The sequence below is a fragment of the Burkholderia sp. Se-20378 genome (assembly GCF_017104665.1).
Lineage (GTDB): Bacteria > Pseudomonadota > Gammaproteobacteria > Burkholderiales > Burkholderiaceae > Burkholderia > Burkholderia lata.
The window spans coordinates 1-14397 of the sequence record NZ_JAAGPG010000207.1; the positions used below are offsets into that span (position 1 = coordinate 1).

Sequence of the window (14397 nt, forward strand, 5' to 3'; positions counted from 1 at the left end):
CGCTCGGCGATGCGTGCCAGCACGGGCGTGCCCGCATGCGCCGCTGCAAGCCGTTCGCCCGCGATCGCACGGATCGCGATCTCGACGCCGTCGAACGCGCCGGGGACACGCAGGCCCGGCGAGCCGCTCGCGAGTTCGCCGAGATGCGCGTCGATCACGTCGGGGCGGCTGTCGAGATCGAACAGCCGGCGCACGCGCGCGAGCACGGTCGGCACGACCGGCGTCAGCGCGGGCGATACGGTGACGGCCAGCGCGAAGCGCTGCGGCACATGCGCGACGGACAACCAGCCGGCGACGCGCCCGTTGCCACCGTTGTCGTTCCGGTTCGGCAATTCAACGACGCGCGCATAACCCTGCGCATCGATCCGCTCGACACCGTCGATCTGCCGCTGCGCGAGAAAGCGCATCAGGTCGTCCCATGCGAACGGCGGCCGGTACGGCAGCGGGAACGTCATGTCGCCATCGGCCGACGCACGGGCCCCTTTGCGCAGCCGCAGCGGATTGAGGCCGTAACGCTGCAGGAACAGGTCGTTGAAGCGCCGCACGCTGCCGAATCCGGCGGTCGACGCGACGACGGCCACCGGCAGCGCGGTATCGGTCAGCAGCCGCTTGGCCATCAGCAGCCGGTGCGTCTGCGCGAACTCGACCGGCGACACGCCGAACTGCGCGCCGAAGATCCGGCGCAGATGGCGTTCGGTCACGCCCACGCGCTGCGCGAGCGCATCGACGGAATGGGCGTTCAGGAAACCGTCCTCGATCAGCGTGGCGGCCGCGTCGGCGAGATTGCCGGACAGGTCGAGCAGCCCGTGGCCGGGCGCGAGCTCGGGGCGGCAGCGCATGCAGGGTCGGAAGCCGGCTTTCTCGGCGGCGGCAGCGGTCGGGTAGTAGCTGCAGTTCTGCGCCTTCGGCGGCTTCACCGGGCAGACGGGGCGGCAATACACGCCCGTCGTCGCGACGCCGACGAAGAACCAGCCGTCGAAGCGGCGGTTCCGCGAAAGCAGGGCGTCGTAGCAGGTGTCGGGATCGAGGCGCATGAGACGACTGTAAACCATCCCGGCCCCCGATTCTGGCTGGAATCGGACATGTGTATCGGCGGCCGTCCCCGCGCGCGCCCGTTGGGAAAATCCGGGAAAAACGGTTAATGCCACGTGGCGAAACAGTCGTCTCTTTTGCCGTGGGCAATTTGAGATGACTCATCGAAATCCCCGACTGACAGGGCGCCGGCAGACGCCCTATTCTCTGAAAAACGTTTTCCAGATTGATCGGCGGAATTGGCCGTGCGCGACAGGCGCGCCGCCGTCCGCCCCGGCGCCGGTCGCCGGTCAACGAACATCGTGCGGCGCGACGGGCGCGGCCGCGCATCGGAGACTTTCATGCAATCTGCCGTCGTCGGCGCCGTGCGCGCTGCCGCCAGCCGCTACCGCTGGACCGTCTGTGCGCTGCTGTTTTTCGCGACCGTCATCAACTACATGGATCGGCAGATCCTCGGCCTGCTCGCGCCGATGCTCCAGCACGACATCGGCTGGAGCCAGGTGCAGTACGGCCGCATCGTGATGGCGTTTTCCGCGTTCTATGCGCTGGGCCTGCTCGGCTTCGGGCGCATCGTCGACCGGCTCGGCACGCGCATTTCGTACGGGCTGGCGATGCTGGTGTGGAGTATCGCCGCGATGCTGCACGCGGCGGTCGGCTCGGTGATGGGCTTCGCGTTCGTGCGCGCGCTGCTCGGCATCGGCGAGGGCGGCAACTTCCCGGCCGCGATCAAGACGACGGCCGAGTGGTTCCCGCGCCGCGAACGCGCGCTCGCCACCGGCATCTTCAACTCGGGCGCGAACATCGGCGCGGTGTTCGCACCGGCGATCATCCCGGCGATCGCGGTGGCCTACGGCTGGCGCGCGGCGTTCGTGATCATCGGCGCGATCGGCCTCGTGTGGCTCGCGGTGTGGCTCGTGCTCTATCGCCAGGCCGATACGCGTGCGCTCGCCGCGGAGTACGACGAGCCGCGCGACGAAGCCGAAGCGCTCGACGCGGCGAATGCGAATGCCGGCGCGCCGCGCTGGGGCGAGCTGATCCGCAAGCGCGAGACGTGGGCGTTCCTGATCGGCAAGTTCCTGACCGACCCGGTGTGGTGGTTCTACCTGTTCTGGCTGCCGAAGTGGCTCAACGAATCGCGCGGGATGGACATGCAGCACATCGGCCTGCCGCTCGTCTGCATCTATGCGCTGACGACGGTCGGCAGCATCGGCGGCGGCTGGCTGTCGTCGATGCTGCTGCGCGCGGGCTGGAGCGTGAACGGCGCACGCAAGACGGCGATGCTGATCTGCGCATGCTGCGTGCTGCCGATCGCGTTCGTGTCGCAGGTGCAGAGCTTGTGGGCCGCGGTGCTGATCGTCGGCCTCGCCGCCGCCGCGCACCAGGGCTGGTCGGCGAACCTGTTCACGACGGCGTCCGATCTGTTCCCGCGCCGTGCGGTGGCATCGGTGGTCGGCATCGGCGGGATGGCCGGTTCGATCGGCGGCGTGCTGTTCTCGGAAGTGATCGGCCAGGTGCTGCAGCGCACGGGGCACTACTGGGTGCTGTTCGCGATCGGCGCGTCGGCCTACCTGATCGCATTGGGCGTGATGCACATGCTCACGCCGAAGATGAAGCCTGCGCAGCTCGACGCGTGACGCGTGACCGTGTAGTCCCACGTCCGAAAACGAACGCGCCGCCCTTGGGCGGCGCGTTTTCTATTGAAGGCTCGAAGCGGGGAGTTCAGCCGACCGCGGCCGTCGAAGCACGCATGATCAGCCGCGGCTCGAACGTCGAGTAGCTCGCATCGGTGCGGCCCGCGAGCGCGTCGATCAGCTTCTGCATCGCGAGCTCGCCCATGTTCTCGCTCTGGATGTCGACGGTGGTCAGCGCGGGCGCCGCGTATTCGCCGTACGGCACGTTGTCGATGCCCGCGACCGACACGTCCTGCGGCAGCCGGAAACCGAGCGATGCGGCTTCCTTCATGAAGCCGAGCGCGATCAGGTCGTTGTAGCAGATCACGGCCTGCGGGCGCTGCGGCCCGAGCATCACGCGGGAACACGCACGCTCACCGGCCTCGGCGGTCGGCGCATGCGCATCATGCACGTCGAGCGTGAGCCCGGCTTCCGCGAGACAGTCGCGCGCGCCCTGGATTCGCTCGTCGTTCACGCGCGCGGTGCCGAAGCCGAGATAGGCGATGCGCGTGTGGCCGAGATTGAGCAGGTGGCGCGCCAGCATGTAGGTCGACAGCCGGTTGTCGATGCCGACGCTCGGAATCGGCAGGCCGGGGCTGCGACGCAGCAGCACGAGCGGCTTGTTGAGATCGAGCATCCAGCCGGCTTCGTCATCCGCCATCCGCGTGCTGACGATCAACCCGTCGACGCGCTGCGCGAGCGCCTCGATCAGCGAGCGCTCGCGGGCCTGGCTCTCCTCGGTATCGACGAGCAGCAGCGTGTAGTCGTGCTGGAGTGCGACGCGGTTCGCGCCTTTCACCACGTTCGTGAAGTGCGGGTTGCTGATGTCGAGGATCACGAGGCCGATCGTGCGCGTGCGGCCGGTGATCATCGAGCGCGCGAGCGGGTTCGAACGGTAGCCGAGCCGGTCGATCGCCTCCTTGAGCCGTGCCTCGACGGTCGGCGAGAAGCGCTGCGTGCCGTTCACGTACTTCGATACCGTCGCGACCGACACGCCGGCTTCCGCCGCCACGTCGCGGATCGTCGGGGAAACTTTTTTCATTCGAAGGGTAACGTTTTCGTTCCGTAAGGCCGGATTGTGGCAGAAAAAGGGCACGCGCGGCCGCGCGGCGATATCGGGAAAGTGCGGATGGCTGCGAACGGGTTCGACCATTGACGTTCGGCGGTGCGCCCGCGTATAGTTGGAAAACGTTTTCCGATTCAGTCAGATTTCAGCCAGATCCAAGGAGACTCGATGAACGCCTCATCCACCGGCGCGCGCAAACCGTTCGGGCGCCTGCTGCTGACGGGCGCGGCCGGCAACCTCGGCCGCCAGTTGCGCGGTGCGCTTGCCGACTGGGCCGACGTCGTACGCGTCAGCGACATCGCGACGCTCGGCGACGCGGCCGCGCATGAAGAAACCCGCGTCGTCGACCTCGCCGACCGGGCCGCGGTGATGCAACTGGTCGACGGCGTGGACGCGATCGTCCACCTCGGCGGCATTTCGGTCGATGCGCCGTTCGACGATCTCGTCGGCGCGAACATCACCGGCACGTACAATCTGTACGAAGCCGCGCGCAAGCATGGCGTGAAGCGCGTCGTGTTCGCGAGCTCGAACCATGCGATCGGCTTCCATCCGGTCACGGAAGTGCTCGACGCCGATTCGCCGCTGCGCCCCGACAGCCTGTACGGCGTGACGAAGTGCTTCGGCGAGTCGCTGTCGCGCTACTACTTCGACCGCTTCGGGATCGAGACCGTGTGCCTGCGGATCGGCTCATCGTTCGAAGTGCCAAAGAATCCGCGCATGCTGGTGACGTTCCTCAGCTATCGCGACTTCATCGAGCTGGTGCGCTGCTCGCTGCTGACGAACCGCGTCGGGCACGCGATCGTGTACGGCGCATCGGACAACCCGGTGAAGTGGTGGGACAACACGAAGGCCGGCTTCCTCGGCTTCCGTCCGCGCGACAGCTCCGAGCAGTTCGCCGGGCTGTTCCCGGTGACGGCGCCGACCGCCGACTACGACGATCCCGCGCAGCGGTTCCAGGGCGGCGGGTTCGTCGTCGGCGAGCCGATGGAGCGCAAGGCGTCGTAAGCATCGCCGGCGTCGCGGCTCAGCGCAGGATGTCGGTCGCGCTGTGCCGCTCGTCGACGCCGTCGATCAGGATCAGCGGGCCGCTCGCGTGCTGCGCACGCAGCGGCTGGATCTGCCGGTACGCATCCGATTCGTACCACGCGCGCGCCGTGCCCAGATCGGGAAACGCGATCGCGATCAGGTCGCCGCGCCACACGCCTTCGCGCACCTCCGGCCGCGCGCCGTGAATCACGAAGTGGCCGTTGAACGGCGCGAGCGTGTCGTCGATGCGTTCGAGGTATTCGACGATGTCGTCGCACATCTCGACGTCGTGCAGGTGGGCGATGGCGTAGGCGGTCATGGCAGGCTCCTCGAGGTGATGCGGTTCGTGCGTCGATGGAGCCATGATCGCGGCGCGGGCGGCGTGCGTCGATTACCTGCGACGTAAGCAAATCTGCACGGCTGCGCAAGGGTGCCTGCGCAAGCCGACAGGCACCCGAACGTGCGGCGCGGCAGCATCCACGCCTACCGCTTGTCCGCTCGCATCGTCAGCCGCAGCGCGGCGTCGCCGTCAATGCGGCTTGCTGCAAGCCGGATCGGTATCGCGCCGCTCGGCCGAATCGCACCAGTAACTCGGCCGCCACGCTTCGAACGTGACGGCTTTCGCCGCATTGGCGCGCGTGACGCGCACCGGGTCGGCCTTCAGCGCATCGCCGTTCGGGTCGTCGTTGGGCCGCCAGTTCCGCATCACTTCCCGATGGAACACCCAGGTGCGATGCGCGACGTCGTAGCGAAACGTCACGCGGTCGCGCCAGTGGCTCGGCCCCGCGAATACACCTTGTTCGACCGTGAAGGTGCGCGGTTCGATCGTGAGCGCGTTGTCGGCGACGCCATCGAGATACGGGTCGCCCATCCCGCCTTCGTCGGCCTTCATGATCACGGTGTCGTTGCGCGCCGCGAGCCGGTAGTGGCCGTCCTTGCCCGGCACGAAGATCATCAGCGGACGCGGCGACGCGTGGCGCATCGAATCGTCGGGCTGATGCGCGACGACGACATAGCCGATACGGGCGCTGTCGGTCAGATGCCCCGACGCGACATCCAGCGCTGCGTAGCCGGCGGGAATCTGCGCGACGATGTCGGCGGGAAGGTCGGGGGTGTCGTGGCACGCGGACGATGCAGTTGTATCGCCGCACGTCGCGGCGAAGGTGCCGCCGATGCCGAACGTCAGCAGTGCAGCGACGAGGAATCCTTTGATACGGGGAATCGTCATGCGGATCGGTTCTTGAAGTCGCGCTGCGGAAGCCGGCGCGCGCGCATCGACTCGTCTCGCCGCCGCGCGGGTTGATTGTTTTTCAGGTGACGCAGTGTAACCAGTCATGCACGCTTGCGCGTCGGCCGCGGGACCGGCACGGGCGCCGGTGCCGATGCCCGCGCTTCGTCGGCTTGCGCGCACAGCCGGTCGAGCATCCGTTGCGCGGTTTCCGCGCAATCCTCGCCGGCCGGCTTGTTTTCGATTTCGTCGATCAGCACCTCCAGATGGTGCCGGTTCTGCGCGAGACGCTGTTCGAGCAGCACGATTTCGTCGACCTTGTGCCGCAGCGCCACCAGCAATTCGTCGCGCGGCCACGCGCCGAGATCGGGCGGCAGCACCGCGCGAATTTCGTCGAGCGCAAAGCCCGCGCGCTGCGCACGGTCGATGATCGCGAGCCGCGTCAACGCTTCCGACCCGTATTCCCGGTAGCCGTTGGCCTGCCGACGGGCCGGTTCGAGCAGGCCGCTCGCTTCGTAGAAGCGGATGCGGGACGCCGCGAGGCCGCTCGCCTTCGCCAGTTCACCGATTTTCATGCTGTGCTCCAAAAGGGCTTGACCTTAAAGTTGACTTTAAAGTTATCGTTGGGTATCGTCAATCGAGGGTGCCCTCCATGAACCTGTTTACACCGCTGACACTGCCCAACGGGGCGGTGATTCCGAACCGTCTGGCCAAGGCCGCGATGGAAGAGAACATGGCCGATGCGAATCACGCACCGTCCGACGCGTTGCTGCGCCTGTACCAGGCGTGGGCCGATGGCCAGGTCGGCCTGATCCTGACCGGCAACGTGATGGTGGACGGCCGCGCGATGACGGGGCCGAACGGCGTCGTGCTCGAGAGCGATGCGCATCTCGACCGCTTCCGCCGCTGGGCGCAGGTCGCGCGTTCGGGCGGCGCGCACGTGTGGATGCAGATCAATCACCCGGGGCGCCAGATGCAGGCGGCGCTCGGCCAGACGACGCTCGCGCCGTCGGCCGTGCCGCTCGCGCTCGGTGCGCTGTCGAAGCAGTTCCCGGTGCCGAAGGAGATGACGCCGGCCGATATCGTCGACGTGCAGCGGCGCTTCGTGCGTGCCGCACAACTCGCGGAGCAGAGCGGTTTCAGCGGCGTGGAGATTCACGCGGCGCACGGCTATCTGCTGAGTCAGTTCCTGTCGCCGCTGACGAACCGCCGGCAGGATCAGTGGGGCGGCAGCATCGAGAATCGCGCCCGCCTGCTGCTCGATATCGTGCGGGAAGTGCGCGCGACGGTGTCGCCGGAATTCGCTGTCGCGGTCAAGCTGAACTCGGCCGATTTCCAGCGCGGCGGCTTCAGCGCGGACGATGCGAAGCGCGTGGTCGAACTGCTGAATCCGCTGGGCGTCGATCTCGTCGAGCTGTCGGGCGGCAGCTATGAAGTGCCGGCGATGCAGGGCGAGGCGCGCGACGGGCGCACGCTGGCCCGCGAAGCGTATTTCCTCGAATTCGCGCGTGACATCACGGCCGTCGCGCGGATGCCGCTGATGGTCACGGGCGGCATCCGGCGTCGCGTGGTTGCCGAGCAGGTGGTCGACAGCGGCGTGGCGATGGTCGGCATCGCCACCGCGCTGTCGATCGAGCCGAACCTGCCGCGCGACTGGCGGGCCGGCAAGGACAGCGCGCCGGTGCTGGAACCGATCCGCTGGAAGAACAAGGCGCTGGGCGCGCTGGCCAACATGGCCGTCGTCAAGTTCCAGCTCACGCGGCTCAGCGAAGGCCGGCGCACGCACCCGCAGGTGTCGCCGCTGCGCGCGCTGGTCAGGCAGCAACTGGCCGCGCAGTGCCAGACGCGGCGCTACCGGAAGTGGATGGCGGGGCGCGCGGCGGGCACGCGTGCGTGATGCCGGCGGGCGGGGCTGAACCGGCTTTCCCGCACTGATCGACCCGTCGCCTGGCGGGTCGTTTACAGGCTCGATCCTTTCGGATTACTTTCCGAAATATCGAGCCTGTTTACTGCATTATTCAGGCGCCTGAGCGCGATTTCAGCGTGGCATAATCCACCACCTTCATCGCATTCCTTCCTCGTCGCGCGTCATGCACGTCGCCCGTTTCCGCAAGCCCGGCAGCCTGATCGGATTGATCGCAATCCTGATGATGGCGCTCGCCCCTGCGGTCTCGCAGATGATGGCGTCGCGTCACCGGCTCGTCGATGCGCTGGCCGTTTATTGCACGGCGAGCGTCGACGAAGCGGTGGTCGCGCACGGCGACGGCAAGCCCGTGCATGGCGTCAAGGCGCACTGGCACGCTTGTCCTTATTGCAGCTTCGTCGCTCACGCCGTTGTGCTGCCGGGCCATGCCGTCGCATTCGCCGTTCCGCGTCCGGCTTCGCAGCAGCCGATCGTGTCGGCCTCGATCCCGGCCCGTGTCCGTCTCGTCCATACCGTCGCGCAATCGCGCGCGCCTCCCGCGTTCTCCTGAGTTCGTCTGATCTTTCTGCCTGACCCGCCGCCGTTTCGCGACCGAATCGGGCGGCCGTTCGTCGCGCGCATGCGCGACGGCATCGAACGACAACCGGAGAACACACAACATGCCCTGCTTGAATGAACGGCACGCGCCCCGCGCATGTGTCGCGCTGCTGGCCGCCATCGCCGGCCTGTCCCATGCTTCTTTCGCGAACGCACACGCGGTGGTCGGCGATCGCGTCTTTCCCGCGACGATGACCGTGGACGATCCCGGCGTCGGCGACGAATTCGACACGCAGTTCGGCCACATCAAGTCCGCCGACGACAGCGGCAACACCCTCAACGTCAATACCGTGTCGTACGAGTGGGACAAGCTGATCACGAAGAACCTCGCGTTCAGCGTCGCCAGCCAGTACGTGTCGCAGAACGCACCGGACGGCGGCTCCGCGAAGGGCTGGGACAACGTGACGCTCGGCGTGAAGTACCTCGCCTACACGAACGCCCGGCACGAATTCATGGCGTCGGTCGGCCTGAAAACCGAGATCGGCGGCACCGGCGCGAAGTCGATCGCGAACGCGTACTCGACGTTCACGCCGACCGTCTATGTCGGCAAGGGCTTCGGCGATCTGCCCGCGTCGCTCGGCTATCTGCGCCCGCTCGCGCTCACGGCCGAACTCGGGCCGAACCTGACCACCGCGTCGTCCGACCAGGGGCCGAACTCGCTCGGCTGGGGCATGACGCTGCAATACAGCATCCCGTACCTGCAGCAGCAGGTGAAGAACCTCGGCCTGCCGCAGCCGCTCAGCAACATGGTGTTCGTCGTCGAGGCGCCGATGAGCACCTGCACGGCGGGCGCATGCTCGGGCCAGACGACCGGGACGATCAACCCCGGTGTGCTGTGGCTCAACCGCTACGGGCAATTCGGCGTCGAGGCGCAGATTCCGGTCAATCGCGCGAGCGGCAATCACGTCGGCGTGATCTTCGATGCGCATCTGTATTTCGACGACCTGTTCCCCGGCTCGCTCGGCAAGCCGCTTTTCTGATCGACGGAGAAACCACATGAACCGCCTGACCACACTGCGCATGGCCGCCGCCGCGCTGCTCGTCGCCGGCGCGCAGTTCGCGCATGCCCATGCGTTCCCGACGCATCAGGTGCCGTCCGCGGGCGAAACCGTGACCGGCTCGCCGAAGACGGTTGCGATCGATTTCGACGACGGGCTCGAACCCGCGTTCAGCTCGATCGCCGTCACCGATGCGCAGGGCCATGCCGTCACGAACGGCAAGGCCGAAGTCGATGCATCGAACCGCAAGCACATGTCCGTCGCGCTGAACCCGCTGACGCCGGGCGTCTACTCGGTGGCGTGGGTGGCCGTCGCGCTCGACGGCCACCGCACGCAGGGGCACTACGCGTTCACGGTGAAGTGACGCTTATCGCACCGGCACCCGCGCCCGCCCCCGCCGCCATGCATGCGCACCGGCGGCGGGGGCGGACGCGCCGCATCGTGCAGCATCAGAACCGGTAGTTCGCCAGCACTTCGAGCCGCCGGTCGTTGCCGATCAGGTACTGCGTCTCGTTGTAGTACGCGGACTGCACGAAGCGACGGTTGAACACGTTGTACGCACGCGCGGTGATCGTCGTGTCCTTGCGCGGCTTCCACGCGAGGCCGAGGTCGACGGTGGTGTACGACGGCATCACGAGCTGGTTCGCCGTATCGGCGAAACGCTTGCCGACATACTTGACGCCCGCGATGCCCGTCCAGTCCGGCGCGAAGTGCCAGCTCACCCACAGGTTCGCGAGCCGCTGCGGCACCGATACCGGCACGTTGCCCGCGCGCGACACCGTCGTGCCGCCGGACGTCTGCTGGAAGTCGTCGTATTTCGCGCGCAGGATCGACACGTTCGCGTCGACGCGCCAGTCCTTCGCGATCTCCGCGCCGACGGTCGCCTCGAGCCCGCGCGACGACTGCTGGCCGATCTGGATCGACTGGTTCGGGTTCAGCGGATCGGCCGTCAGGAGGTTGCTCTTGACGATCCGGTACGCGGCGAGCGTCCATTCCGCCTTGCCGCCGAGGAACGACTGCTTCACGCCGATCTCGATCTGCCGGCCGGTCGCGAGCGTGAAGTTCGCTTTCGACGCATTCAGTGACAGCAGCGAGCTGATCGGGTCGGCCGCGACCGAATACTGGCCGTACACGGCGAGACCGGGCTGCACGTCGTACACGGTGCCGATGCGCCAGCCGGTGTTCGCGAACACCTTCGTGAACGCGCCGCCGTTCACGAGGTCGTCGCGGTTCACGCTCGCGTGGTCGTAGCGCAGCCCGCCGATCACCGACCAGCGCGGCGTGATCTCCAGCCGGTTCTCGGCGAACAGCGCGTACTGGTTCGCCTGGCTGCGGTACTTCGGATAGGTGCCGGCCGTGTTGATGAAGCTGCCCGGATCGAAGTTGAACGGATCGACCGTCGACGTGCCCGAATACGGCGAGTTGTTGTCGTGCTGGAACGTCGTGTGATTGAACTCGAAGCCCGTCGAGAACGTGTTGCGCATCCCGAGCAGCGCGGTGGTGACGGTGGCCGCCGTCACGTTGCCGTACTGCTCCTGGTCGTGGAAGATCTCCGTGAAGCTGCTGCGCCGCACTTGTGAGGCTGACGGCAGGTACGTGTAGTACTCGGCGTCCTTCCAGTGACGGTTGCTCTTCATCCGGTACAGCGTGCTCGTCACGTTCAGGCTGTCGCTCGGCTGCCAGTTCGCCGACACCGTCGCCCAGCTGTCGCGGAACGCGATGTCGCTGTCGCCGACGTTGTAGTTCTTCTTGTCGAGTGCGCGATCGCGCGCGCCGTTCACGAGCGGCACGCCGAAATACTGCATCGGATGCTGGAAGCCCTGCGCATACGATGCCGTCACGTACAGGTCGGACGTCACGTCGTAGCGCAGCGCGCCGGAGATCGACAGGTTGCGCGAATTGCCTCGGTCGACCCAGTTCGACGAGCGGTTGCCGCTGATGTCGAAGCGGTACGACAGCTTGTCGTTGATCGCGCCGCCGCTGCCGAACGCGACCCGCGCCGTGCCCTCGGTGCCTCCGCCGACCTGCAGCTCGTTCTGGATCGCGCCGCGCGTCGGCTTCTTCGGCACGATGTTGACGACACCGCCGATCGCACCTTCGCCGTAGATCACCGAAGCCGGGCCGCGCAGCACGTCGATATGGTCGACCGACCACGTGTCGAACGGAAACGTGATGCCGATCGCGCCGTACGGGCGCACGCCGTCATAGAGCTGCGTGACCGACGACGCGCCGACGAAGCCGCGCGCGCCGAGCTCCGAGCCGCCGTTGCCGGGATGCGGCGACGCGCTGATGCCGGCAGCGCGGCTCACCGCATCGACGATCGCGCTGTCGCCGCGCGTGTCGAGCGTCTTGCGATCGATCTGCTCGACGCTCGCGGGCGTTTCGAGCGAAGTCAGGCCGAGACGGCTGCCGGTGTCGAGCGGCTGCGTGAGCGGCGTCGCCTTCTGGGCGTTCACGCGAATCGGCGCAAGTGTGGTGCCGGTATGCTTGACGTCGCTTTCCTGGGCTTGCCCGGCGGGCGAGAAGGCTGCGAGCAAGGCGGCGGGCAGCATCAATCTGAACTTCATGTTTCGGGATCCTTTGAATCTGTTCAATGCGGTGTTGCTTGAAAGGCGGCGCATCAGAACGCGTACCGCATGCCGGCGAACACGCTGCGCCCTTCGCCCGGATAGAAGATCGCGGTGTTCGCGGTGCGCGCATCCGCGACCGTGCTGATGTCGCTCACATAGCGCTTGTTGGTCAGGTTGCGCGCGTCGACGAACAGCGACAGCCCGTTGCGGAAGTCGTAGCCGGCCTGCAGCCCGAGCAGCGTGTAGCTCGGCACGCGCAATGTGTTCGCATCGTCGGCCCATGCGCCCGACGGCACCCAGTCGAGCGTCGCCGCGATGTGGAAGCCGCTCGGCCGCGCGTAACCCAGCGTCGCGCGCAGCACGTTCAGCGGCACGCCCGCGATCCGGTTGTTGCCGTACTGCGGGTCGTTCTTGAAGCGGAAGTCGTTCAGGTTCCAGATGCCCGACAGCGTGATCTTGTCGCCCGCGCCGCGTCCGGTGACGTTGCGGAACAGCTCGACCGACGCACCGGCCTCGATCCCCTGCAGCACCGTCTTGTTCGCGTTGAACGTCGATGCCGGTACATCCGGGTTCGTCGTGTACTGCAGCAACTGGTCGCGCACGAGCGAGCGATAGGCGGTCACGTCCCAGCTCACGCGCTCGCGCGAGCCGCGCGTGCCGAACTCGATCGTCCACGCGTGCTGGGCTGCCAGCGGCGTGAAGCGCGTCGTGTTCGAGAAGGTCTGCGTGAGGTCGGTGAAGTCGGGCACGTCCTGGCTGCGCGTGATGTCGACGTAGGCCTGGGTGGTCGCATCCGGCTGCCACAGCAGCCCGAGCTTCGGATTGACGCCGCTGTAGCTTGCGTTCGTCGACTTGTAGTTCGGGTTGCGCGGCAGCCCGCCGTTGTCGATGTACTCGCGCACCGAATGCAGCACCTTCACGCCCGTCATCAGCGCGACGGTCGGCACGAAGAACAGCCGGTTCTCGACATACGCCTCGTAGTTGAACGCGGTCTGCGTCGAGTCGAGCGTCTGCGCGCCCTTGTTGCCGTTGACGTTCACGTACTGGTTCGCCTGCGTGCGGCCGCCGAAGAAGCGCGCGCCGACGATCAGGTCGTTGCGCATCCCGCCGAGCGTCAGGTGGCCCGTGTAGCGCGGCGCGAAGCCGTAGGTCCAGCCGTCCTGGTCGAGCGCCTGGAAGATCGGGTGATAGAGGCTCTTGTGGATCGCCCACGTGTCGAACTGCAGCTCGCCCGAATCGAGCTTCACGGTCGTGCGGTTCGCGATCCGCTCGGTGCGCGTGTTGCGCGCCTGGTCACCCGATATTGCGTTCGGCGCGGCCTTGGTCGGATTGTTCAGCGCGTCGGACAGCGACAGCGTGCCCGGCAGCAACTGGTCGACGACGTACACGCCGACATAGAAGCGCGTCTCGACCGTCGGGCTGAACCGGTAGCCGACGTTCGCGTTGAACTGCTCGTATTGCCCCTTCGAGTGATCGCGATAGCCGTCCGCGTGATTGACGCTGAAGTTCGCGAGGAAGTCGAGCGGGCCCAGCACGCGCGAGATCTGCGCGCTGGTGCGCACCGTGCCGTAGCTGCCGCCTTCCACGCGCAGGATGTTCGGCGCGTCGGCGGTATGGGCGGTCGGCGTGATGAAGTCGATCGCGCCGCCGAGTGTCGACGCCCCGTACGCGAGGCCGTTGCCGCCCTTGTAGACCTGCACCGCCTGCAGCGCGAGCGGATCGATCTGGTAGTAGTCGCCGCTGCCGTCCGCGAGGTTGGTCGGGATGCCGTCCTGCAGGATCTCGAGGCCGCGCGTGTGGTACGAGCGGGCAATTCCCGAGCCGCGGATCGACAGCCGCAGCTCCTGGCCATAGCGGTTCTCGACGAACACGCCGGGCACGTCCTTCAGCACGTCGCGCAGCGTGAAGGCGTAGGTGTTCCGGAAGCTGTCGGCATCGACGAAGCCCACGGAGCCGACCGTCTGTTCGAGCGTGCGCTTCAGGCTGCCGGTCGATTTCGAGGTCAGCGAGTCCGGCGCGCGGGTCGCGTTGACGTTGATCGCGGGTAGCGTCGACGCGGCCGGTGCATCGGCCGGTGCGTCGGCGCCTTGTGCGCATGCGGCCGACGCGAAGAGAACGGAGATCGCGCCGGAAAGCGCGGCGGCAATACGGGTCGAGGTAAACATGTCGTTGTATGTATGGTTATGGTGACGATGATGAAACGGACACGATGCGCGCCATGCGCGGCGCCGGCCGCCGCGCGTGGTCACGCGCGCGGGTTCGGCATCGGGCACCGGCAGGGCGGGC

13 protein-coding genes are annotated in these 14397 nt (G+C 67.1%); 6 read left to right on the forward strand and 7 right to left on the reverse strand.

Annotation, left to right across the window (positions count from 1 at the left end):
• Window positions 1-1052, reverse strand: a 1052-nt coding sequence (locus G3N93_RS21170) for a bifunctional transcriptional activator/DNA repair enzyme AdaA (protein WP_206133872.1), incomplete at its 3' end; no start/stop codon positions are given.
• A gap of 321 nt (window positions 1053-1373) precedes the next feature.
• Between G3N93_RS21170 and G3N93_RS21175 the strand changes: the two genes are divergently transcribed.
• Window positions 1374-2666: an MFS transporter gene (locus tag G3N93_RS21175; RefSeq protein ID WP_174938066.1), complete on the forward strand. Its 1293-nt coding sequence runs from the start codon at window positions 1374-1376 to the stop codon at window positions 2664-2666.
• A gap of 85 nt (window positions 2667-2751) precedes the next feature.
• Here the strand turns inward: G3N93_RS21175 and G3N93_RS21180 are convergent, their stop codons facing one another.
• Window positions 2752-3855 carry a LacI family DNA-binding transcriptional regulator gene (locus tag G3N93_RS21180; RefSeq protein ID WP_206133873.1) on the reverse strand — a complete coding sequence of 368 codons (1104 nt, stop codon included), beginning with the start codon at window positions 3853-3855 and terminating at the stop codon, window positions 2752-2754.
• Between the two features lie 81 nt (window positions 3856-3936).
• On the opposite strand from G3N93_RS21180, the gene G3N93_RS21185 reads away from it, so the two are divergent.
• On the forward strand, window positions 3937-4773 hold the full coding sequence (locus G3N93_RS21185; RefSeq protein ID WP_085040832.1) for an NAD(P)-dependent oxidoreductase: 837 nt from the start codon (window positions 3937-3939) through the stop codon (window positions 4771-4773).
• A 19-nt stretch (window positions 4774-4792) separates the two neighbouring features.
• On the opposite strand, the gene G3N93_RS21190 is transcribed toward G3N93_RS21185, so the two are convergent.
• From G3N93_RS21190 to G3N93_RS21200, 3 genes are all read right to left on the reverse strand, one after another.
• Window positions 4793-5113, reverse strand: a complete 321-nt coding sequence (locus G3N93_RS21190; RefSeq protein ID WP_206133874.1) for a DUF1330 domain-containing protein — start codon at window positions 5111-5113, stop codon at window positions 4793-4795.
• Between the two features lie 210 nt (window positions 5114-5323).
• The gene (locus tag G3N93_RS21195; protein WP_206133875.1) at window positions 5324-6022 is read right to left on the reverse strand and encodes a hypothetical protein; all 699 of its coding nucleotides are present in this window, start codon (window positions 6020-6022) and stop codon (window positions 5324-5326) included.
• A gap of 104 nt (window positions 6023-6126) precedes the next feature.
• The gene (locus tag G3N93_RS21200) at window positions 6127-6597 is read right to left on the reverse strand and encodes a MerR family transcriptional regulator (protein WP_174940021.1); all 471 of its coding nucleotides are present in this window, start codon (window positions 6595-6597) and stop codon (window positions 6127-6129) included.
• A gap of 77 nt (window positions 6598-6674) precedes the next feature.
• Between G3N93_RS21200 and G3N93_RS21205 the strand changes: the two genes are divergently transcribed.
• From G3N93_RS21205 to G3N93_RS21220, 4 genes are all read left to right on the forward strand, one after another.
• Complete coding sequence (locus tag G3N93_RS21205; RefSeq protein ID WP_206133876.1) at window positions 6675-7919, forward strand: NADH:flavin oxidoreductase/NADH oxidase family protein; 1245 nt, start codon at window positions 6675-6677, stop codon at window positions 7917-7919.
• 193 nt (window positions 7920-8112) lie between these two features.
• Entirely contained in the window at window positions 8113-8496 is a 384-nt protein-coding gene (locus tag G3N93_RS21210; protein WP_174940025.1) for a DUF2946 domain-containing protein, read from the forward strand.
• 109 nt (window positions 8497-8605) lie between these two features.
• Complete coding sequence (locus G3N93_RS21215; protein WP_206133877.1) at window positions 8606-9523, forward strand: hypothetical protein; 918 nt, start codon at window positions 8606-8608, stop codon at window positions 9521-9523.
• Window positions 9524-9539: 16 nt separating this feature from the next.
• Window positions 9540-9905 (forward strand): copper resistance protein CopC, encoded by a 366-nt coding sequence (locus G3N93_RS21220; protein WP_174938081.1) that lies wholly within the window; start codon window positions 9540-9542, stop codon window positions 9903-9905.
• A gap of 85 nt (window positions 9906-9990) precedes the next feature.
• Here the strand turns inward: G3N93_RS21220 and G3N93_RS21225 are convergent, their stop codons facing one another.
• Entirely contained in the window at window positions 9991-12108 is a 2118-nt protein-coding gene (locus tag G3N93_RS21225) for a TonB-dependent siderophore receptor (protein WP_206133878.1), read from the reverse strand.
• A 53-nt stretch (window positions 12109-12161) separates the two neighbouring features.
• The gene (locus tag G3N93_RS21230; protein ID WP_206133879.1) at window positions 12162-14276 is read right to left on the reverse strand and encodes a TonB-dependent receptor domain-containing protein; all 2115 of its coding nucleotides are present in this window, start codon (window positions 14274-14276) and stop codon (window positions 12162-12164) included.
• Window positions 14277-14397: the final 121 nt, after the last annotated feature.